General features: G+C 60.2%; 24 protein-coding genes. 8 read left to right on the top strand and 16 right to left on the bottom strand.

Translation table 11 applies throughout. The features are described from left to right. Positions 1-988 precede the first annotated feature (988 nt). The 3 genes from JQ567_RS35160 (at position 989) to JQ567_RS35170 (ending at position 2,868) form a co-directional block, all read left to right on the top strand. Entirely contained in the window at positions 989-1,324 is a 336-nt protein-coding gene (locus JQ567_RS35160; RefSeq protein WP_212443060.1) for a hypothetical protein, read from the top strand. Between the two features lie 537 nt (positions 1,325-1,861). After that, on the top strand, positions 1,862-2,146 hold the full coding sequence (locus tag JQ567_RS35165) for a hypothetical protein (RefSeq protein ID WP_212443061.1): 285 nt from the start codon (positions 1,862-1,864) through the stop codon (positions 2,144-2,146). A 551-nt stretch (positions 2,147-2,697) separates the two neighbouring features. Next, on the top strand, positions 2,698-2,868 hold the full coding sequence (locus JQ567_RS35170) for a hypothetical protein (protein WP_212443062.1): 171 nt from the start codon (positions 2,698-2,700) through the stop codon (positions 2,866-2,868). Positions 2,869-2,976: 108 nt separating this feature from the next. Here JQ567_RS35170 and JQ567_RS35175 read toward each other — a convergent pair whose 3' ends face one another. The 10 genes from JQ567_RS35175 to JQ567_RS35220 form a co-directional block, all read right to left on the bottom strand. Continuing rightward, the gene (locus JQ567_RS35175) at positions 2,977-3,231 is read right to left on the bottom strand and encodes a hypothetical protein (RefSeq protein WP_212443063.1); all 255 of its coding nucleotides are present in this window, start codon (positions 3,229-3,231) and stop codon (positions 2,977-2,979) included. 55 nt (positions 3,232-3,286) lie between these two features. Then, positions 3,287-3,496: a hypothetical protein gene (locus JQ567_RS35180; RefSeq protein ID WP_212443064.1), complete on the bottom strand. Its 210-nt coding sequence runs from the start codon at positions 3,494-3,496 to the stop codon at positions 3,287-3,289. A 142-nt stretch (positions 3,497-3,638) separates the two neighbouring features. Then, positions 3,639-4,145, bottom strand: a complete 507-nt coding sequence (locus JQ567_RS35185) for a ferritin-like domain-containing protein (protein ID WP_192736919.1) — start codon at positions 4,143-4,145, stop codon at positions 3,639-3,641. A gap of 229 nt (positions 4,146-4,374) precedes the next feature. Continuing rightward, on the bottom strand, positions 4,375-4,587 hold the full coding sequence (locus tag JQ567_RS35190; RefSeq protein WP_212443065.1) for a hypothetical protein: 213 nt from the start codon (positions 4,585-4,587) through the stop codon (positions 4,375-4,377). 171 nt (positions 4,588-4,758) lie between these two features. Continuing rightward, positions 4,759-5,037, bottom strand: coding sequence for a hypothetical protein (locus JQ567_RS35195; RefSeq protein WP_212443098.1), 279 nt, complete (start codon positions 5,035-5,037; stop codon positions 4,759-4,761). Positions 5,038-5,112: 75 nt separating this feature from the next. Further along, the gene (locus JQ567_RS35200; RefSeq protein WP_249165936.1) at positions 5,113-5,325 is read right to left on the bottom strand and encodes a hypothetical protein; all 213 of its coding nucleotides are present in this window, start codon (positions 5,323-5,325) and stop codon (positions 5,113-5,115) included. Positions 5,326-5,431: 106 nt separating this feature from the next. Next, positions 5,432-5,662 (bottom strand): hypothetical protein, encoded by a 231-nt coding sequence (locus tag JQ567_RS35205; protein ID WP_212416675.1) that lies wholly within the window; start codon positions 5,660-5,662, stop codon positions 5,432-5,434. A gap of 161 nt (positions 5,663-5,823) precedes the next feature. Further along, a complete protein-coding gene (locus JQ567_RS35210; protein WP_212443067.1) occupies positions 5,824-6,066 on the bottom strand; it encodes a hypothetical protein in 243 nt (80 codons plus the stop codon). Between the two features lie 264 nt (positions 6,067-6,330). Continuing rightward, complete coding sequence (locus JQ567_RS35215) at positions 6,331-6,471, bottom strand: hypothetical protein (protein ID WP_212443068.1); 141 nt, start codon at positions 6,469-6,471, stop codon at positions 6,331-6,333. 204 nt (positions 6,472-6,675) lie between these two features. Further along, a complete protein-coding gene (locus JQ567_RS35220; RefSeq protein ID WP_212443069.1) occupies positions 6,676-6,855 on the bottom strand; it encodes a hypothetical protein in 180 nt (59 codons plus the stop codon). Between the two features lie 188 nt (positions 6,856-7,043). Between JQ567_RS35220 and JQ567_RS35225 the strand changes: the two genes are divergently transcribed. Beyond that, positions 7,044-8,087 carry an HWE histidine kinase domain-containing protein gene (locus JQ567_RS35225; protein ID WP_212443070.1) on the top strand — a complete coding sequence of 348 codons (1,044 nt, stop codon included), beginning with the start codon at positions 7,044-7,046 and terminating at the stop codon, positions 8,085-8,087. Between the two features lie 212 nt (positions 8,088-8,299). On the opposite strand, the gene JQ567_RS35230 is transcribed toward JQ567_RS35225, so the two are convergent. The 3 genes from JQ567_RS35230 to JQ567_RS35240 all read right to left on the bottom strand — a co-directional run bounded on the left by JQ567_RS35230 (position 8,300) and on the right by JQ567_RS35240 (position 11,825). Continuing rightward, complete coding sequence (locus JQ567_RS35230; protein ID WP_212443071.1) at positions 8,300-9,604, bottom strand: M20/M25/M40 family metallo-hydrolase; 1,305 nt, start codon at positions 9,602-9,604, stop codon at positions 8,300-8,302. A gap of 28 nt (positions 9,605-9,632) precedes the next feature. Beyond that, on the bottom strand, positions 9,633-10,148 hold the full coding sequence (locus JQ567_RS35235; RefSeq protein WP_212263482.1) for a hypothetical protein: 516 nt from the start codon (positions 10,146-10,148) through the stop codon (positions 9,633-9,635). 132 nt (positions 10,149-10,280) lie between these two features. After that, complete coding sequence (locus JQ567_RS35240; RefSeq protein WP_212443072.1) at positions 10,281-11,825, bottom strand: acetolactate synthase large subunit; 1,545 nt, start codon at positions 11,823-11,825, stop codon at positions 10,281-10,283. A 221-nt stretch (positions 11,826-12,046) separates the two neighbouring features. On the opposite strand from JQ567_RS35240, the gene JQ567_RS35245 reads away from it, so the two are divergent. Both JQ567_RS35245 and JQ567_RS35250 read left to right on the top strand, forming a co-directional pair. Next, the gene (locus JQ567_RS35245; protein ID WP_212443073.1) at positions 12,047-12,628 is read left to right on the top strand and encodes a L,D-transpeptidase; all 582 of its coding nucleotides are present in this window, start codon (positions 12,047-12,049) and stop codon (positions 12,626-12,628) included. A 163-nt stretch (positions 12,629-12,791) separates the two neighbouring features. Then, positions 12,792-13,571, top strand: a complete 780-nt coding sequence (locus JQ567_RS35250) for a DUF2927 domain-containing protein (RefSeq protein WP_249165937.1) — start codon at positions 12,792-12,794, stop codon at positions 13,569-13,571. Between the two features lie 209 nt (positions 13,572-13,780). Here JQ567_RS35250 and JQ567_RS35255 read toward each other — a convergent pair whose 3' ends face one another. Then, complete coding sequence (locus tag JQ567_RS35255) at positions 13,781-14,713, bottom strand: hypothetical protein (protein WP_212443075.1); 933 nt, start codon at positions 14,711-14,713, stop codon at positions 13,781-13,783. 397 nt (positions 14,714-15,110) lie between these two features. On the opposite strand from JQ567_RS35255, the gene JQ567_RS35260 reads away from it, so the two are divergent. After that, the gene (locus JQ567_RS35260; protein WP_212443076.1) at positions 15,111-15,422 is read left to right on the top strand and encodes a hypothetical protein; all 312 of its coding nucleotides are present in this window, start codon (positions 15,111-15,113) and stop codon (positions 15,420-15,422) included. Between the two features lie 1,199 nt (positions 15,423-16,621). Here the strand turns inward: JQ567_RS35260 and JQ567_RS35265 are convergent. After that, positions 16,622-18,424 carry a sulfatase-like hydrolase/transferase gene (locus tag JQ567_RS35265; protein WP_212443077.1) on the bottom strand — a complete coding sequence of 601 codons (1,803 nt, stop codon included), beginning with the start codon at positions 18,422-18,424 and terminating at the stop codon, positions 16,622-16,624. Between the two features lie 654 nt (positions 18,425-19,078). Beyond that, entirely contained in the window at positions 19,079-19,834 is a 756-nt protein-coding gene (locus JQ567_RS35270) for a methyltransferase domain-containing protein (protein WP_212443095.1), read from the bottom strand. A gap of 573 nt (positions 19,835-20,407) precedes the next feature. Here JQ567_RS35270 and JQ567_RS35275 point away from each other — a divergent pair. Continuing rightward, positions 20,408-21,397, top strand: coding sequence for an ABC transporter substrate-binding protein (locus JQ567_RS35275; RefSeq protein WP_212443078.1), 990 nt, complete (start codon positions 20,408-20,410; stop codon positions 21,395-21,397). Positions 21,398-21,470 lie beyond the last annotated feature (73 nt).

Raw genomic sequence — 21,470 nt, forward strand, 5'->3', positions numbered from 1 at the left:
AGAGGGCGCAGGGAATGCCGGATGCGCGCTGCACCCGCGGTCTCGTGTGCGATTGTGCAATAGAAAGCTGCACACGAGCATACAGGGCAGCGGAGAGCATCCGACATTCCCTGCGCAATGGCTTTACGGCTTATAACGCGATCTCCCCGGTCGGGCCGTGCTCGTTGTCACCGTCGCCGCGCAGGGCGTGAGCCCTTGCGCAACTTGACGCCAGCATACGGGGCGTCAGGACCACGCGTCTTTACCGTACGCCTTTGCCGCGCTCGTCAGTCGCGACATCAGCGTCCACCGCAACCCGTCCCTCGTTGTGACGATGGCCAACGCCCCTCTGAGCAGGACGGGATGGCGATATATGTGCCCCTGATTTGCCTTCGGGAAAAGCGAAATATTTTTTATTTTGGGGCTTGACATGACTTCCGATAACCAGAAGTGATTTGCCCGTCGGGTCAGTTTGTCGCGCAAAGGAGCAGACCGATCAGCGCGCAGACTGCATTTGCCGAGGCGGATTCGGAAGCGTCGCGGCTTTCGCGTTTTCCGACCGCTCATCGGCAATCGCTTTGGTCACCTGCGATAGCCGTCGCGTTTCGGAGTACTCCGGAAGAGTGACTGCAGCTCGCTGACGAGCCGGGCTATGATGCCCATAAGTAGGAACGCGACTTAGGATGGAAGACAAGATTTACTTCGCGCTGGTCGGCGTAGCCGGGCTGATCGGATCGTTTGTCACTGCAGCCTTCATGCCGTTGAGTGGGCGATAGGCAATATCTGACCGCCTCTTCTCTCACCTATCTGCCTGACGGGTCCGGCCGAATGCGGTGCAGGTCTCTGCAGGGTCTTGGCTATTGATGCCACGGAAAGTGCGGCGGTTGGCAAGAGCGGATGTACCTCTTGCCAATGCCAAGGCCCCGGAGCGATCCGGGGCCTTTTCGCAGTCCGGAAGCAATCACTCTGCGCTGTTGTGATTGCGGGTATCGTTGCGTGGAGTTGCTTGATGAGTAAGTCCATCTGGACGCTATCGATCGTTCCAAACGAGCACAATCGAGAAGTCTACCTGGTGGTCGATGACTTTGGCTCCCTCGGCCGAGCATGGCGGGGGAGCGGTGTCGGCGATACCGGCCTGGAAACGGTCGTGCGCGATCTGTTGGAGGGTCAATACTGCAACCCCGTCCGCGTTGCCGGTTTTAATGTCGCTGAGGGATGGTGCAGAGACGTTTCAGCAGAGGTCGCCCACGAACTGCAGAAACGTTGCTCAGATCAGATGCGAGAGCTGCCGAGCTTCCTGCAGGAGTTCGTCCACCGGCATGCCGGGAAAGCGACGGCCAGGTAGCGCCTGCCTGGCAGCACGTTGCCGACCAAACGAGTCTAATCTTCCCACGTGCGCTGGCCGCACCGGCATTCAAACATGTGGACGATGCAGCCGGTGCGAGGATTCACTATCGTTCGAATCAGGGCCAACCGCTTCCCGCATGTGCTGCAGATCTTGTTGGTGTGGCTTTCCAAAACAGCCACCTCCTCACCGCGGATTAATTCCATAACCGCCTCCGTGCCGATTCTGTTTTGAGGGGTCAGACCTTAAGTCAGGTCCCCGACATAGTACGAGGGGGCGCGAACTATTCCAAATGAATTCGAAGCTGCGCCTCCATTCGAAAAGGGTCAGCCTGCAATACCTACCGCTCCGCGCTATTCGCAATACACGCAAGGTCGCCGAAGAGACGGAATGCTGGCACAGCTTCGCCCGGATCGGGAAAATGCAGCAACTGACTGCAATGAATTGTCGGCTAGCGGGCAGACAACGAAACCAGAAACGATTTCAATCTGTCCCCGCCTGAAGGCTGTGCAATCGCTCAATTGAACAGGTGGACGGATGGCTCACCAAATCAACAGATTGATTGTCGGCACTCGTTTCAAGGTGAATCAACTCGGATCAGTCCGGTGCCCGGCGCTGGCCGGCAAGACCGGGACCGTTACCGGAATTAGCTATCGCAACACGGGCGTTGCCGTGCTGTTCGATGGCACCAAGAGACCAACTTACCTGCACAGGGATTTTATCAGCTCCGTCTCCGATCATTCGTTGACGACAAACGAGGCGGGTTACGCAAACGCTAACCCGCACCACGAGCTCAAGCGAAGCAATCGGCTGCATGCATAGCTAACCATCTCGTCGACGCGAGACTGTGCCGCTGGCTTCTGCGAGCGCGGATTCTCGCTCGCAGTGTGCCCGACGGGTCAAATTTGTCCCACCGGGAAGAAGGCCGCTCAGCGCGCGGACCGGTTGCCGAAATATTCCGCACCGGACGATTGCCGACGCTGCCAATCCTGTCCCGCAGGCTATGGATTTTTTCGCCCAGCGTGGATTGATAGCGCGGGAGGTCGCTCGCGAATTGGTTGACCTAACTCGCATCTCTCCACAGATATGGCGTGCACTGCGATATTGATCGGGAAGAAATGGCAAATTGCCGATGCCTCGCGCCTCGTTGCTTCTTCGCAGACAGGAACGGAACCAAATCTGACCACTGCGGTTTGATCGGCTGATCACGTCGTCTACAACGCCACCAAGGATCAACTCAAGGCGCTGCCGGAATTCAAATACTGATTCGAATGGCCCGGCTTGGTCGTCGGGCCATTTTCAGGAAGCTTCATACTGCGATTGGGATTCTTCAGGCGACACGAAAAGCGCGCCGCCTATGGAGGTGGCAAATCATGGTTGACCAACATCAGGTTAACTCGATCATCGCGGACGCGATTTGCGAATGCTTCAAAGATCATTCCGAGCGAAGCATTGGCTTTGAGGAAGCCAAACAAATGGCAAAATGCGTCGTCGAGGCCCTGGCTGACGCCCGGCTGGAGATCCGCGTGCGTCAACAGGATTGAATGTTTGCGAGGCGCCTGGGCTTCCATACTGCCGTCGACGACGGCGGACTACAGCGGGCCCGCGCTTCGCGCGGCCCCTGCCGGGTTAATCCGCCTGATGGTCTTTCATCACTGAATCGTTTCATGCACGTCGAGAATGGGCACGTCCGGCGTGTTCATGATCTCGGCAATGATATTGTATGACACGTCAACCGAGCCGGGCTTGTTCGGGTTCATCTTGACCGCCTTGACGTGAAGCGTCGCGCGAACCAGCCGGCCGTCGCTCAGGGTTATCTCGGTGACGCCGTGACGAACGCGGGAAACGACAGTTTCCGGGCGACGACCGATGTTGAAAGAAAATGGTTGTGCGTAACCGAACTTCATCGCCTCACCCTCGCATTTAACTCGCAGTCTCGTAACTTGCGCACGTGCTTCCCGATCAGATTTTCGGCGCCCGGCCTGCCCGGTCGAATACCGGCACCTTCTCGACATCGTCGGGTGCAGCGGCAGACGGCGTATCTTCGGCAGCATGCCGCAGTGCCTCGGTCTCGGCGTCGAGGCCGTCAACGGTTTCATTGGCCTGGCTGCCTGAATCGTGCGGTCGTGTCGGAACCTGGCCGTCAGTCTTGGCTGGATTCTGCTTTGCCATTGTCTGTCTCCTTTGGAGGTCAACACACCAATGAACCGCGGCGCGGTCGGTTCCGTTGCGTTTACGTGATCGCAAGTGAGCAAACGCAGAAAGGCCCCAGCGTAAGGCTGGAGCCTTTCGTCGATGATGTCCGCTTGCCTGATTACGCGGCTTGCGCGGTCTCGGCGTGACGGTTTACCTCGGATTCCGCGAGCTGGCTCAGGGCGCTGTCCGTCGCCTTTTCTTCTTTCAGCGTCGCGTCGAGCAGTTTTACGGCGTCCTTGTAACCCAGTTCACTCGCCCAGGTCTTCAGCGTGCCGTAACGGGAAATCTCGTAGTGCTCGACGGCCTGCGCGGCAGCCAGAAGGCCGGCATCAAGCGCGGGCATGCCCTTGTACTCGTCCATGACTTCCTTGCCCTCGTCGAGAATTCCCATGATGGCATCACAGGTCTTGCCCTTCGGGGTCTCGTCGATCGACGCAAACACCTGCTCCAGCCGCTCGACCTGGCCATCGGTCTCGGCCAGATGCTTTTCAAAGGCTGCCTTGAGCTTGGGCGACTGCGCCGCCTTGGCCATCTTCGGCAATGCCGAGAGGATCTTCTTTTCCGCGAAGTAGATGTCCTTCAACGTATCGAGGAACAGGTCTTGCAGTGCTTTTTCTTTCGCCATAACGGCCTCCGGCTGTTGGATTGTGTTGCGGTAGAACCAGCCGTACCGGGAGTTGTTCCTCAACTGCGTCCCGCTGTGACGATTCATTTTTCTCGGCTCATTTTGTTTTTCGGCGGCGCTGCAGCGGCTGTAGGTGAATCACAAAGGCGCTCGTTGCACTCGTTGTCGCGATATCGCTTACGACCGGTTTGCCTGGATCGAAGGACGCGGCCACAACCCACGTCAACGGTCAGAGCGTGATCGGAAAGGCCGCTACCGACTGATCGATGGAACGGAATCCCTCACTGCTTTTGCTCGGGATGGCGCGCGGCCTTTCGGCCGTCATTTGCTTTATCAAACCGGCGATCCCGTCCAGCGTGAGCTGGTCAGTCACGTAGCTTGATATGCGCTTGTGGTGTTCGATCTTGCCGTCGAGTTCGGCGCACCTTTGCGCATTGCTCACCCTGCATATTCAGGCGGGAGCACGACACTCTCATCGCCGGTGGAGGCCAGGGCGGGACGGCGATAAGACGGCAACTCCGATCATTATGTCGGGTTCTCTGACCTAATGACCCAAGCTGGATCGCCCGGGTGAGGCAGATTAAACGGCCACCGGCAGCGATGCTGCGACAGGTTACCCATAGCGGGAGGGCTTCGAAGGCAACGCACGCGACGGAGTAGCCATCGTCTTCGGCTGCGAAGGCGCGACGCGTGGCATTCCTGTTTCGATGGCCGGTTTGGCGCCCTCGGCCGCGCGATTCTCGCGGGAAGCCAGGATCTGTTCGGCGAGGTATTCCCACCGCTCGGCCTCACCGAGCAACCTCCAGCTATTGTCCGGATCGCACGCGGCCTGTTGACGGCAGAGCAAGGCCGTCGCGCGATACGCTTCAGCGCTCTTGAAACCGCTTTCCATAAGATCCTCCCCAGCTTTCGCGAGGTGCGACCATCCCCGCGTGAGGAGCAGAACGTTCCAGCCGGAGCCCTGTTCCTATGACGCCAGCGACAGGCCCTGTTCGGCTCGAAAACGCTGGTAGGAGGCGATGGCGGTGTTGGAGAGAAGCAGCCGGCGGCGCTCGCCGCGGCGAACCATCGTCTCGATCGTGTCGAGCAGGTGATTGGCCGCGGTGTCGGGATGGCCGAGTTCGCCCGTTGCCTCCAGATAGTCCCAGGCGATCTGGAAGGAATCTTCAATCGTTGTCATCAGCGTCTCGGTCATGAAGGCAAACGCCGCCGAGGATGACCTGTTCCGTGACCATCTGCCGCTTGAAGTACGTCGCGCGCGCCAGCGGTTCGGGCGATGTCGCGCCTCAAGGAACGTGATCGTTCCTGCTGCCGCCGATGCGATGCGGCTTGTTCAGGAAGTATCCGCGATTGCCGAGTGCGGCTTCCGCGTATTGGTCGATCGAGACGATGATGGCCTGGACGTGCTGGTAGCACCAGCCTTCGCGGCAGGCCAACATCCGGACTTCGGCGAGCGCCTTGATCCAGGGCGGATTATCCGCGTTGTGGTCGTACCATTTCAGCGGATCTGACGGCATCGGAATGGCCTCGCTTCATCAAATCTTCCAGCTCCGCCCGCTTGCGCGAAAGCAGGAGGTCGGCCGTCGCGTTGTCGAGGCCGGCTTGATCCAGCCGGCGAACTGCCGAGCCCAGTTCGGCAAGCTGCCTGCGCAGCTTTTCGATTCTTGATTTCCAGGCCTCATCGCACACGGCGGCCGCGCGCACCTTTCAAGAGCCCCTTGAAAGGCCCCTTGCCGACGGCGCGGCAATCCGCTTTCAGCCGCTCATCGACATCGAGCAGGCGTTCTTCGCCGCCGAGCCTGTTCCGCTCGCTGATCAGCCCGAGCATCACGACGCGCATGGCCATCAGCTGCATCGAGGCCTCCGCGCAGTCCTCGTCGCGGTTGATGTGTTGGCGGATGGTACTCTCGGCATCCAGCATTTCAGAGCGCAAGAACCTGATTTTCCTACGGATTTCGTTCAAGCTGTTGTCCATGGCTCACCTCACCGGGGTTGGAGCCTATAGAGAACAAACAAAGAACAAATATCAAGTTAAGAATGCGGGCGGAGCCAAAAATCTTTGCAGGATCTTTGCCAAGGATCTTTGCCAAGGATCTTTTGGGGTCAGGCCGGATCGGCTGGTGAACGGGCACAGGCGCGGCGGGCTCGTAACCGGCGACAAGCGGTCGGGCGAGCAATCACGTCATCAGATCCCGAACACCCAGACCGCGACGATGGTGATCAGGGTCGCGAGCCCGCTGATGGTCCATCCGGTTGCGTAGAGGATGTTGTCCTGGCCGGTGCCGCGCATCGCGTCGGCATCCGCGGTTGCTGATCGCCAGTGCATGGCGCATCTCCACAGAGAGTCTGCCCGGATAATAAACGCCGGCTGAGGTTCCCGGTTCCATCATTCGGATTACACCATCGACCATTCCGGACTACACCATCGACGCCAGGACCAAGGCCAAAACCGGCGCCGCGAGCAGCGCACAAAAAAGGCCGCCCTCGGGGCGGCCTTTTTCATTCCTCGCGCCATCGACGCGGATACCCGTCACACCGGCAACAGACGATCCATCTTCACGGGCGCCAGCTCATCCTCGTCCCTGACGATGATGGTGACGTCCCAGCCTTCGCTGGCCCACACCCGCGCCTTCGCGAGCGCCATTAGCGAACTCGTCCTGTCCATCCTGACGGTCTCGTTTTCCCGTTCCGCCACGATCCTGTACGCCATTCTGGTTCCCCTTACGCGTCGTTCTGACTAGCGGGAACATTTGAATCCGGCTTTGACCGCAATTTGCTGACAATTTGTCCAATTGGCGGCCTAGCGGGCGCGCCGACGGCAAAAGGCCATATTTCGCCGCCCCCCGGGAACGTTTGCCTTTGTGACGAATTAGCGCAGTTCGGGCGGGGAGAGACAGTATGTTGAATTTGTTCAGGCATTCAGACGAAGCCGACCTCGAAAATATCCTGGCCCGGCACGCCATCAGGAACACCGCCGCTGCTGACGACACGGAATCGCAAGAGAAGCAGTTCCGTGATCTGCTGCAGGCGCTGCCCGCCGCCATCTACACCACGGATGCCGAAGGCCGGATCACATTCTTCAACCGCGCCTGCATCGAGTTCGCCGGCCGCACCCCGAAGATCGGCGACATGTGGTGCGTGACCTGGAAGCTGTTCTGGCCGGACGGCACGCCGCTGCGCCACGAAGACTGTCCGATGGCGATTGCGCTCAAGGAAAACCGCCCGGTGCGGGACGTCGAGGCGATCGCCGAACGGCCCGACGGTTCGCGTATCTGCTTCATGCCCTACCCGACGCCGCTACGCGACGAGGCCGGCCGGCTGCTCGGCGCCGTCAACATGCTGGTCGACATCACCACCCGCAAGCAGGCCGAAGAGCGCATGATGCTGCTGACCGGCGAAGTCGATCATCGCTCGAACAATCTGCTCGCCGTGATCCAGGCCATGCTGCGGCTGACCAAGGCCGACACGGCGGAAGAATTTCAAGCCGCGTTCCAGGGCCGGCTCCGCGCGCTCGCCAATGTGCAGCGGCTGTTCTCGGTGTCGCGCTGGACCGGCGCCTGCATCCAGACCATCATTCAGGAAGAACTTCGCCCCTATGGCTCGACGCGGGTCAGCATGACCGGGACCGACGTCCGGCTTCCCGCTTCACTCGCGCAGGCCATCGCGGTGGCGATACACGAACTAGCGACCAACGCCGCCAAATACGGCTCGCTCTCGGGCCCCGCGGGCAAGATCGACATCCACTGGCAGATCGATGAGGCTGACAGCCTCCTGCTGCGCTGGACGGAATCCGGCGGTCCCCAAATTGCCCAGCCGATGCGGAAAGGTTTTGGCGTCGACGCCATCGACGGCATGGTCCGCACCCTCAGCGGCCGGATCACGCGGCAGTGGAAGCCCGAAGGACTGGACTGCGAATTGTCGTTCCCGGGCATCGGGGCGTAGGGTCGCGGTTAGCGCCGGCGTTCGTTTAACCTCGCCCCGCTTGCGGGGAGAGGTCGAATTGCGAAGCAATTCGGGTGAGGGGGTACCGGTTTAACAACGCGCCCAAGACTCGCGGAGAGAGCCCCTCACCCCGACCCTCGAAGAGCGCGCTTCGCTCGTCTCGACCCCGCAAGCGCGGGGCGAGGGTGAAGAGTTCATCGCGGTCGCCTTACTCACTTCCCCTGCCTGATCACCAGCGCCGGCTTGGTCACGCCATCCAGCCCCGTCAGCATCAGAACCGTCAGCAGTGCGTTCTGCGGGCCGAAATACGCATCGGTCGGCTTGTACCATTCGTTGCGCGAGTGCCAGTTGCCGCCCTCGCCGCCGCCGCCGATGGTGACGGCGGGAATGCCGAGCGACATCGCGATGTTGGAGTCGGTCGAGGAGCCCGCAAAGGTCACGCGCGGCGCGCGGGTGACGGCGGCGACCGCGCGCTGCGTCGCCTGAACGATCGGGGAATCCATCGGCACGATTCCGGCGGGCCGGTCGCCGATCATCTTGGCCTCGACGTTAAGCTTGTCGGACTTCCAGCGCGCGTTTTCATCCGCCACCGCTTCCTTGACCAGATCGAGCAGGCGCGCCTCGAGCTTGAGCAGCTCGTCGGTCGAATTCGAGCGCATGTCGACCGCCATCCGCGCTTCGGCCGCGATGGCGTTGACCGAGGTACCGCCGACAACGGTGCCGACCGTGAAGGTGGTCTTGGGATCGGACGGCGGCTGCAGCTCGGAGATTTTGGCGATCGCGCGGCCCATGGCGTGGATCGCGCTCGGCAGACCGAATTCCTGGAACGAGTGGCCGCCGGGGCCCCTGAAGATGAACTCGTAGCGATGGCTGCCGGTCGCCTGGTTGACGACGCGGGTGATGCCGAGCCCGTCGATCGAGATGAAGCCGTCGATGTCCTTGTGATCGCGGAACAGCGCCTTGACGCCGCGCAAATTGCCGAGTTCCTCCTCGCCGACGGTGCCGACGAACATGATGTCGCCAACGGTCGCGATCTCGTTGGCGTTCATCGCCTTGATCAGCGACAGCAGCGCAGCCAGCCCGCGGGAATCGTCGCCGATGCCGGGCGCGACAAGGGTGCCGTCCTTTTCCTTCACCGTAACGTCGGTGCCTTCGGGGAAGACCGTGTCGAGATGCGCCGACACCACGAGTTTCGGACGGCCACCGCCCGACCCCTTGCGCAGCGCGATGACGTTGCCCTCGCTGTCGATCGCGGCGTCCTTGAAGCCGAGCTCCTGCATCCGCTTCTGGTAATATTCGGCACGGACCTTTTCCTTGTAGGGCGGCGCCGGAATTTCGGTGATGCGCTTTTGCTCGTCGAGAGTTCGCGCATCGTCGGCCTTGATGTCCTCAAGCGTCTTGGCGACCTTGGGATTGGCGAGGATGGCTTCCACCGCCGGCGCGGGCGCGGCCTGCCCCCAGGCCTGCGAAGCTGCCGCGACAAAGGCGATTGTCAGGATCGCGTGTTTCAAACCCATGAATGACTTCCCTCTCTCCTCGCAGGTCTCAGCCTGCACTTAAGCCTGTATCCTTCAGCCGTTCGGCGAACCAGATCGACAAAGCCGGGTCGATCACGCCGCCGGTATAGACTTCCGACATCGCGACCTGCTTCTTGCCGAGCGTCACGAACACGCCGATCCAGTAGGCGAACCACAGATGCGGATCGGTCAGCGCCCGCAGCTTGTGCTGGTCGTGTTCCAGCGGCTGGTGATTGGCGGATTTCCGGACCTCGATCGTGAGCAGATTGTTGGGGATCTCGCGCTGATGCACGACGATGTCGGGGTAGATCGATTTGCCGAGATGGTCGTCGGTCGAGATGATCGAACCGTGCGGCAGCCGCAGCGTCCGCTCGCCGAGCCTGTCGTAGTCGCAATCGACCTGCCAGCCGGCGAACTGATGTTCAAGATGCACCGCCAGCCGGTGCGTCAGCGGGCGCTCGCCGACGTCCTTTTCGAGCAGGAACGTCTCGTGCGCGTAAAACTCTGATAGCGCCGTGACGACCTTGTTCAGCTCGGTCTGCATGTCGCCTCCGACCTTCCGTCATTCTGGGATGGTCCGAAGGACCAGACCGCAGGTGCGCAATTGCACACCGGGGAATCTCGAGATCCCGGGTTCGATGCTTTGCATCGCCCCGGAATGACGGCTTCAAAGCCGTCACATCTGCACTTCGATCAATCGCGGCCCCGGCTCGGCGATGGCTTCCGCCAGCGCCTTGACGAGATCGTCGACATTGTCGACCGCGCGTCCCGGCACGCCCATGCCCTTGCCGAGCGCGACGAAGTCGATGGTCGGGCGGTCGATCTTGAGCATGTCGAGCGCACGCTGTCCCGGCTCGCCGGCACCGACGCCGTCGAACTCGCCACGCAATATCTGGTAGATGCGATTAGCGAACACAATCGTGACGACGTTGAGGCCTTCGCGCGCCTGCGTCCACAGCGATTGCAGCGTATACATCGCGCTGCCGTCGCCGACCATGCAGATCACCTTGCGGTCCGGGCAGGCGATCGCGGCTCCGGTCGCGACCGGCGTCGAATATCCGATCGAGCCGCCCAGATTCTGGATCCAGTCGTGCGGGGCGCCGGCCGCCATCACCGGAAAGAATGCTCGCCCTGTGGTGACCGACTCGTCGACGAGGATGGCGTTGTCCGGAATCGCCATGGCGATCGCCTGGGCAATCGAGGCATGGTTCAAGGCGCCGGTCGGCTTGACGAGTTCGACCTTGGCTTGCGGCTTCACGTCCGCCGGCTTGGCGCCCACCGCGGACGCCAGCGCCTCCAGCGCCGCGACCGAATTCTCGCCGCTCGAAGTCATGCGATGGACCTCGCACCCCTCAGGCTTCAACAGGCTGGGCTTGTTCGGATAGGCGAAAAACGCCACGGGATCGTTGGCTTCGACCAGCACGATGTGCCGAAAACCCTTCAGCGCCGCTTGCGCCTGTTCGATCACGTAAGGCACCCGATCGATCGAAAACCGCCCGCGGCCGCGCGCCATTCTCGGACTGGCCAGCGGGCCCATCACCCTGCAGCCGGTCTTGCCGGCGATTTGCGCCGCCAGCGCCAGCCCCTTCTCCGTCACCGCGCTGCCGGTCATCAACAGCAAGGTCTGTTCGCCTCCGCGCAGCACCTTTGCCGCCTTCTCGACGGCCTGCGGGGAGTAGCTCTGACGCTGCGATTCCACCGGGACTTCGGCCACGCCGTCGGCTTCGTTCCACGCGGTGTCGGCCGGCAGGATCAAGGTTGCGATCTGCGGCGGCGCACCGCTCGCCGCGGCGATGGCGGCAGCGCCGTCACGGGCGACCGATTTCGCGTCCGGCGAAGTCCGAACCCAGGACGACATCGGCCGTGCCAGGCCCTCGATATCGGAGGTCAGCGGCGCATTGTATTCGATGTGGTAGGTGGCATGCTGGCCGACGATGTTGACGATGCCGGAATTGGCCTTCTTGGCGTTGTGCAGATTGGCAAGACCGTTGGCGAGCCCGGGGCCGAGATGCAGCAGCGTCGAGGCCGGGGTGCCCTTCATGCGGAAATAGCCGTCGGCAGCCCCCGTCACCACGCCTTCGAACAGGCCCAGCACGCAACGCATGCCCTCGACCCGGTCCAGTGCGGCGACAAAATGCATCTCCGAGGTGCCGGGGTTGGTGAAGCAGACGTCGACGCCGCCTGCGACCAATGTCCGCACCAGACTTTCCGCACCGTTCATGGTCTCGCCCCCGTTCGCGATTGTTCTCAAGAGGGCTCAAGATCAATCATTGTTCACCCGTTTCGTCAAAGGTTTAGCCGACAATGCAGCCATCGCCTCCGATGTGTTGCCTTTTTTAACCGCCGCGTCCGAAAATGGCTCTCTCACGGGCTCTTTGCTTGCGAAACCGCGGCAGTTATGGCCTGTCTCGCTGCATATTCTGATTTTTCACGAGGAAGAAAATGACCCGGGTTTTAGCTTTGTTATTTGCGGCGTTGACTTTGCTGGCTGGTGTCGGCCAGGCGCAAGCCCAGGACTTCGGGGGCTTCTTCGACTCGCGCGACATCTTCGGCGGCGGCCCGAACTTCCGCGGCGGATCGAGCCCGATCCGGCGGCAGACCGTGAACTTTGCGGGCAACTATGCCCCGGGTACGATCTACATCAACACCGCCGAGCGGCGGCTGTATCTCGTGACCGGCAACGGCCAGGCGCTGCAATACGGCATCGGCGTCGGCCGCGACGGTTTCCGCTGGAGCGGAACCCACCGCATCACCGCGAAGAAGGAATGGCCGAGCTGGACCCCGCCGTCGCAGATGCTGGCGCGGCGGCCCGATCTGCCGCGGCACATGAAAGGCGGCATCGACAATCCACTCGGCGCCCGCGCGATGTATCTGGGATCGACGCTCTACCGCATCCACGGTTCGAACGAGCCCGAGACCATCGGACAGGCGGTATCGTCCGGCTGCTTCCGCATGACCAATGACGATGTGACCGATCTCTATAGCCGCGTCTCGGTCGGCACCCCGGTGATCGTCAAGAACTAGCCGCATCCAGCGTCAGGGAACCTGCTGCGTTTGCGTTGACGCGCGAACAAGACTTGTTGACCTGAACCGGCCTCGCCAGACGTGAACAAGTCTTGCGCGCACGCGCCGATTGCGGCAGCGTCGAGCCATAATGAGCGCAATTGGCCGGCCTCGATTCCCGCGAATGCTCGCAGCCGCTCTGGCTGCCGTAGCCCTCGGCGAAGTGTTGCTGTCCGCCGCGGCGTTGGCCGAGCTTCCCGCCGTCGCCCAGCGTCAGCGCGCCCAGAAGAAGATATTCACCGACAGCGAGATCATCGAAGGCTTCTTCAAGATCGCCTTCGGCGCCGAGTATCACCTTGCCGGCCGCGTCGACCGCATCCGGAAATACGAAGCGCCGGTGCGGGTGTTCGCCGACGGCACCCGCGCCGACCGCAAGGCCCAGCTCGCGAAGATCGTCGCCGACATCGCGGCACGGGTTCAGCACCTGGATATCGCGATGGCCGCGAACAACGACGATGCCAATGTGCTGGTCAAGCTGGTGCGGGACCGCGACCTCAACCGCACCATCATAACCTTCTACGGCAGCGAGCGGGCGCGCGAGATTCGTACCTCGCTCGACCCGCAATGCCTGAGCGGCTTCCGCAAGAACGAAAGGTTCGAGATCGAGCATTCCGACGTGATCCTCACCGTCGACAATGGCGACTTCGTCTTCTTCGATTGCGCCTATGAGGAATTGCTGCAATCGCTCGGCCCGATCAACGACACCCCGACCGTGCCCTGGACCATGTTCAACGACAATGTGTCGATGGGCTATTTCGGCGTCTACGACCAGTACCTGCTCAACCTGCTCTACGATCCCCGGATCAAGGCCGGCATGACCGTGCAGGACGTCAGGGCGATATTGCCTGACGTGCTCGCCGACGTCCGTGCATGGGTGCGCAAGGTCAACAATCTGACGGAGTGAAATCCATCACGATCGCTGCGTTGACCTCCGCTAACTTCCCTATCCTTCCCGACGCCGCCGTTGCGATGACCGCTTCGAGGGGGAAGAGCGGTGGTCTTGGCCAGACTGTCAAAACGACGCGAATGACCCAGAGCAGTCCTTGGAGGCTGAGAGAAGGTGGGAATGGTTGCTTGAGCGGCAATGCCCGCCAATAGCAGGCTGAGCTTCTCTTAGTTGAGCATCCAGATAGCGGCTGCTGGAACGTAGATGGCAGTAAAAGCAATTATGATGACCGCGCTGGAGCTTTGCACCGGCTTTTTATCAAAAGCCAGCATGGGAACGATCCAATGCCTTACACGATCGAGCCACCAAATCGCGCTCATGGTCCACAAGATCGCCTGACACGTTAGCCCGATGAAGAATATCATAACGCCAGTTAAGAATGACGCTATGCCCAGTACGATCGCAAAATATAAGGGACTATAGTTATTCAGTGCGTCGTACGTAGAAAATGTTGGCACCGGGTGTGCAAACTGAGATTGATACTGCTTGTTCAAAAAGTCATCTAGTGGCGGTACCCACAGATCCATCAGCTTGATCGCAACGAAACTAATTCCCACGGCCAAAGCAAGCGATATGACGAGATCAGCAAGAAGCATCAGAATCTTAATCACTGCCCCCCGATGCCATGTCCAGTGAAGAACTGTTCTGGTCTTTATAAAGCTCAAGTAGTCAGTAACTGCACCCAACACAACGAGATGCGTTGCCAGAAGCGATATGCCAAGCATGGTGTCCGATTTTACCAGGCCCTTCAAAGGCTGCAGATAAAGGCGAGTCCAGAGAGGATCCTCCCGGCTGGGCTCCGGAATCGCAAGGACGAAACAATACAAGATGCAAATCGCAGCGATTGTCGCAAGAAATGAGTTCCGAACTCTTGGCACTAAAAACGCGCCCCGCGGGACGAAGCCGAGAACCCTATCGAGGCCGCGAATTGAAAGAGCAAAGGAGTTTTGAAATACAGCGGCGAGGTAGGAATGCGCAAAGCGCTCGCCTATTGCGAGACCAATATCTTTCCGAAGAATCTCGTCGAGACTTTGCGCGACCACATAAATCGTTCCAACGATGCCAACGTATATGCCCCAGGCAGCAATCAAATCTGTCATGAGGTGGTTGCCTGAATGACGAATGAAAATAAAGCCGGTCAGCAGCCCAACTGACTGATTGGAAACCTCGGTTGCAGTATATCCTAAGAGCAGTTTGTAGTCGAATAGTTACTTAAGGAAAGGCAGCGAAGCAGAAGCTGATTCTTTTCCTGGTGAAGGTCTGCTTGTGGCACTTTTGAGACATGCCGAGGCGATCTGATTATGTCCGATGTTCGGGGAAGACCGGAAGTGACTGGCAACCGACCAAACCGTCGCGAATGACCCGTTTCGGAAGTCGCTACGAAAAACAGTCTGGCATTGGCGTCAATTTGTCGCTCGACACGGCGCACCGGTTGCTTCGGGGCAGGCATCGCCTGATAATTAACACGTGAAAGTAGGTAACCAGCGGGGACCTGCCATGGCTAATATCGAAGAAACACCGCGCAAGCTCGTTTTGAAAGCAGGCTCAACAACGCTTACGCTCGACAAGGATTCCGGCAAGGCAACGCTGCAGCAAAAAATGTTGCTGTGGAACAAGAAGCCTGTCGAGTTCGCGCTCTCCAATATCGACGACATCGCGGTGAAGTCGAACGTTGACGGCCTTTCAGGCGCGGCAATCCATCACAGCGTCTTGCACGAGCGTACTGGCGAGATCATCGTCCTGACCACCGAGGAAGCCAAGGACGCCGCCGAAACGGTCAACAAGCTGCGTGGATTTATTGGACTGTAAGGGCTCATGAGCAAGACGATTACCGCTCGGCTTCCGCACTTGTGCGGACACGCGCGTTCCTGCTGCGATGTCTGCCATTTGGCACTTTTCGGACTTGCCGTTATGGCCTGACGATGTCCGCTCCTGAGGGGATTGTGTTGAAAAACTCAAAAAGCGCGGGGTTCTGAAAATCTCGCAAATGTAGCGCATTGGCGATTTGAGCCGCTGCAAGTCTCTGTAGAATCAATACGAGGGCCATCGATCGTTTTTGCGGCAATTGATGTGGTCCCTCAGCTCGCAACGAGAGACACGCACCAGCGGTCCTGAGAATTTTCAGTCATCAGTGAAAAAGGACTTTTTCAACACAATCGAGGGTAGAACGGACATCTCTGTCACGAGGCCCAAGTTCCGAAAATGACCCAAAACCAACAACCACTTCGCACGCCAGCGCGCCGCGGGCGCGTAGATTGCAGTCTCGAGATGTCAGTCGTCGCGGTAGCGGTACGGCGGTCGGACACGGATCGAGCGGCCCCGCCGCTCCTCCCAGGCCTCGATACGCTGCCATCCGCGGCTACGGCCGCGGCCGTCCTCAATCACCAGCGTGTCGATGCGACTGCAGCGGCCGTTTGAGCAGTTGGATGAGGAGTTCGATGACTGACTTCCGGCCATCACTGGAGAGACAGCGAGGCTCGCAGCGGAGGCAAGGCCGAAGATAGCGACACGGAGTTCGCGCCTGTTGCGGTAGGGCATGAGAGGTTCTTCCGCAGGTTTGATTGACAACTTCGGTTCCCCCTAAAGCGTTCCATCAGCCGGCCCAACAATGATGCAACCGGTGCGGTTTCACACGCTTATCCGAGATCGGCAATGACTGGTTTTGGCACAAAGCGTCAGTTTGCGCGGTGCAAGGCCATGTCCGGAGTTGGGGGTAAAGCCGACCTGCCGGTTGAACGCCCGGACTTCTCAGTTTGACCCGAAGCGGACCTTCCTCTGTGGTGCTAAGCCCACTGTAATTTGAACCTGGGCCCTGCTTCCATCCCGCAATGAAAATCCCTTCACGCTCAGTCAGGTTGGTTGAAAAACGCTTCTTCGGTGGGCAAGGGCGCACTGTGGACGACGCCCCTACGCTCATAGTCGTCGAGCGTCAGATTCTCGTGCGGGAATGCACCTTGCCAAGGTGATCGCCATCGGCTTGCAGCCCGGCGTAAATTCATCTCCCAGGTTCAGGCGCCTGACATTGTTTCCGCCGTGACCTCCCAACCGGCATCTATGCCACCGGGAAGCATCTGTCCGCGATCCTCACCAACCTCTGCGTCGATCAACCGATTGAGCTTCTCGTTCATGGCGACAACGAGTTCCCGGTGTTGCTTGCTATTCATCGCGAGATTGTTCATTTCGTATGGATCGGCTCTCACATCGAACAGCTCTACATCGTTCATCAGGTAAAGGTCCTCGAAAGTCGTGGGGCGGTTGTGTTGCTTCGGCGAAAAATAGCGCGTGAATTGGTACCGCCCATCGAACACCGACCGTACCGCGCCACGCTTCATCATGTCGGGGCGGATGCCTGCACTTTTGAGATCGCTCGATTTGCCTCCCTGTTGCATGTAGGTAACGGCTTTGTTGAGAAAATCCCCGTCGAGGTAAGCGAACATGTTGTAGTTGAAGAGCGCGCCGTCGCGAACGGCCGTGAACTCGGCCCGCTGAGGAGCCGCGAGGAGTCCGGACAAATCCTTTCCGGGAAGGTCTTTGACAATCCTGGCCCGTTTGTCCGGTGCGACCGCACTAAGCCCTATCAGCGTCGGCGCGATATCCACGTGCGAGGTGACGGCCCGACACTGCTGCCCGCCTGCGTGCGCGGGGTGAGCGATGATCAACGGTACGTTGTTTTGCTCGCGGTACGAGACTGCACCCTTGGCGTGAAGTTGATGCGCGCCATCCATGTCACCATGATCGGCGGTCAAGATCACGATCGTCTTGTCGGCAAGACCCGAGGCGTCCAGCGCGGCGAGAACGGTCTCGATGTTGCGATCCACATCGCGCATGCAATTCAGATAATAGTTGTGGCGCCGGCGCCAGCGGGAATCCTCGTTCGGGATGTGGCCGACCAGCGCGTCGTGGGCCCTCAGGAAATCACGGTGCGCCGGAGGGCGGCCCGGCGCGTCAAGTGCCTGAAAGTGGCTCGCCGGGAGCTTGAAGTCCCACTGCTTGGCATAGAGCGGATCGACCGGATCGCGCGCGACGCGCTTGATACCGCTTTTTGTCTGGACCACCGTGCCGGGGGCATCGGTGTTGTAGTACATTACATCGTGCGGGTTGACGAGGTTGACGGCGAGGAACCAAGGCTTGCCTTCCTGTGACAGATCGCGTGCCTTGCCGCGCAGCCAGTTGACGCCCATTGCAGCGATGATCGCGTCGTGCAGGTATCCGCCCCGCGTGTGTGCGATGATGTCGCCCACGCCGAAGTAATCGGCGAAACCGTACGCCTCCATCTCCTCCGTGAAAATCTTGGTCAGATGGCCATGTTCGTTGACCGTCTCAAATTCCCTGGTCAGATGCCACTTGCCTTTGTAGGCCGTGTAGTAGCCGGCGTCGCGCATCATATCGCCAAGGGTCGGAATCTCGGTCGACATGCTCTCGATCCAGGGGAAATTCGTGTTGTCGAACATTTTCGTGTGCTGGATGTGCCGCCCGGTATAGAGCACCGAGCGGGAAGGCGTGCACACGCATGAACCGATGCGGTGATTGACGAACGTTGTGCCTCGTTTCATCAATCGCTCGTGTGCAGGCAACCGATAACCCGCCGGGAGTTCTCCTGGCCGGAACAATCGCTCCTGGTCGACCAGGAGGAACAGGATGTTGTAGGGCTGCGCGCTCTCGCGGGCTGCCTTGGTCGAGCCAACGGCCGCATGGACTTGCCCGCTCGCATCGGCCGCGGCGCCGAGTCCCAGAGCCACCGCACCCATTCCAGCCGTGCGCAGGAAGCCTCGACGCGAGTCAGCCGGTCCCTGCGGATGATCGTTACTCATGCCCTATCCTTTCTTAGTCAGGAGGCATTGCGGTAGATAGTTGATCTTCAGCCGGTCGATCTTGCCCATTGAACTTGAAGGGAGCGCGGTCGTGGGACGCCAGCAAAGTCCAGGCAAACGCAAGTTGTTCGCCAAGATCGTTCAATTTACCGCGCGGCAGCAATCGAAATGAGGTGCCGGCCCCACCTGACGGAGCACTCCCCAGTCTGGCGCAAGGACCGAGCGGTGGCTATGCAAAAAGCAGCCAAACCTGCGGCATCATGTCCGCTCCTGGCGGCACCTTTGAGACATGCCCGCCTATCCTGAGAATGTCCGTTCACCGGCTGCTCGCCGAAGTTCATGAGAAGTTATGGACCGACCGGCCGCCGTGAGGCTCTTCCATGCGCTGCGAGGGGAGGCCAACCATGATTGCGTGGCTAGTTGCCGGTCGATTTTGGGGTTCAGTATGTCACAAAACGGCTTGTTCTGGACGCGATAAAGCGAGCGAGTTGCGCCCCGTACGCGTGCTTTGCAAATGCCGAGGTTGCAGCCATGTCCTCCGCGCTCAATCTCAACGATGGCTTGGAGCTACTTCTTCAAAGATGCCGACAGCGACGTTTGTTCGCCTTGCGCTTGAGTGGCTTCTTGGACGCGCTGCCGGCGTCCATCGGGTGGTCAGCGCGTGCCGGCACGATCCCCACAAGCAACGATATCCCGGGGAGATTTTCGACCCGCTCCCTCCGGCGGAGAGAACACCGCCAGGTATCCGCTGCCCCCTGCGAGCTTATGTGTGGCGACCGCGCGATAGCCGACAGCGGTCAGTTCGCAACGCAAGAGCTCTATTGGCGTGCCATGTTTCGACGTCGGAAGCTCAAGGTCGACAATTCCAACCCGCGCACCCCGCTTCAAGGCGGGCGAGAGATTGTAGAGGAAGGCATAGGGTTGGGCTATCTCGTGATACATGTGCACAAGGATTGCAGCATCCAGCGAGGAAGCGGGCAGGCGCGGGTCGTGTGGTTCGCCGAGCGCGAATTTGACGTTCGTCAACTTCAGGCGTTCTATTCGCCGGGCGAGCTTGACGAGGTAATCCCGCGTAACGTCCTGGGCAACGACAGAGCCTTCGGGCCCGACGAGGTGCGAGATCCTGACTGTGTGGTAACCGCTGCCTGCACCAATGTCGCCGACTGTCATGCCCGGCTTTAGTTCAAGAAGACGGGCGATTTGACCGGTTTCATTCAGGGCGTCGCGGTGCTCTTCGGCAGAGCGGCGTGGGCTGACAATCTGCGCAACAGGGCGCTGAGGTAAGGGAAACTCGTTAGCAGCGGCTCCGGGGGGAGCCAGATTACCAATGTCAGCGGCGTATGCGCGAGTTGCGGCAAACGCCACTAGCGTCGCTGCACGGGCCAGTGCTATCACGGGCCTGCCGAGCATTCGCAGCCGGTTCAGGCGCGGTCGTGCAGTTTTTGTGAGCTCAACATGTGGACTCACCGTGATGTCAACGAGGTTGAACGTCACAGCCAACTCCATCTGTTCGCCTTGCGCTGGAGCACCCAACGAAGCCTAAGTGAGGATGCTGAGTGCTCGAAGTCAACTCGTAAAGCCCGGCTGACCGTCGGCAACATCATCAGAATGCTGGCCCGCGTGCCGAAGTCCCGCGCAGGCTGTCACTTCGCTACGGCCATCGGACTGCGCGCCACAGCTCGACGATGAGGCCAGTGTCACCCGGCTGTATCCAACCATCATTCGTTCACATACTGCAACAGGATGCCTGACCATAGCTAATGTCGGTTGTTGGCACTGGCCATGCCGACCGGCCGTGGACGATGTTCGCTCCCGGGAGAAGACGAGAAATCATGATGTCGGGACAAGCCGACGCGAATGACCCAACTGAGACATCCGAGCCTGATCAGTATCTGAGGCCGGTCGGGCGCCATTTCTCACTCGCAGCGTATTCACAAAGTGCTAGGCTTTGGGCCCGGGACGAGACGTGTTCTTGGGGGATGCATGCGGCGACGCGAGTTCATCACGCTGCTGGGAGCTGCGGCGGCAGCTTGGCCGCTGGCCGCGCGCGCGCAGCAGCCCGCAGGGCGGGTCTACCGGGTGGGTTATTTCGCAACCACCTCGCGTGAACGATCGCTCCATCTCATGAAGGCGTTCGAAGAGGGCCTGCGGAGCCTCGGCTACCGTGTTGGCGAGAATGTCGCCATCGAGTACCGCTTTGCCGATGGCGAGATGGGACGGCTATCCGCGCTCGCCACAGACCTGGTCAGGCTCGGTGTCGACGTCATCGTTGCAGGGAACAATACGAACACGGTTGCCGCCATGAAGGTGACCACGACCATCCCGATCGTCGTGGCCAGCAGTGCCGATCCAGTTAGTGCCGGGCTTGTCGCCAGTCTGGCGCGCCCCGGCGGGAACGTGACCGGGATCGCTCAGGACACGGGCGGCGAGCAACATGTCAAGCGGCTCGAGTTGGTGAAGGACACACTGCCGAACGTCTCGCGTGTGGGTGTTCTGTGGAATCCGGACTTCTCGCCCAATCCCGCCCGGCTGTCGTCGATGCGGGAGGCTGCCCCGGCGCTGGGCTTGACCCTTGTCCCGGCTGAAGCACGCGGGCTGGACGCACTCGAACAAGCGTTCGCGACGATGGTGAGAGCGCGCGCGCAGGCGCTCGTCGTACTGAGCGATGGCGTGCTCTTCAACTTTCGTGGACAGATTGGCGTCATGGCCATCAGAGATCAGCTGCCGGCAATCGCTGCCGCAAGAGAATATGCTGAGACGGGTTCTCTTCTGACGTACGGGATTGATTTACGAGATGGATTTCGTCGATCCGCCGCCTTCGTCGACAAGATTTTCAAGGGTGCAAAGCCTGCCGACCTGCCGATCGAACAACCGACCAGATTCGAGCTAGTGATCAATTTGAGGACCGCGAAGGCGCTTGGCGTTATCATGCCTCCAGCGCTGCTAGCCCGCGCCGACGAGGTGATTGAATAGGGATACAATTTTCTGCAGTGCACGAGTCCGCTGCTGACACTTTAAGTCAGGAATAGGCACCCAAAGCGGACAT

Source organism: Bradyrhizobium sp. AUGA SZCCT0431 (genome assembly GCF_018131065.1).
Classification (GTDB): domain Bacteria; phylum Pseudomonadota; class Alphaproteobacteria; order Rhizobiales; family Xanthobacteraceae; genus Bradyrhizobium.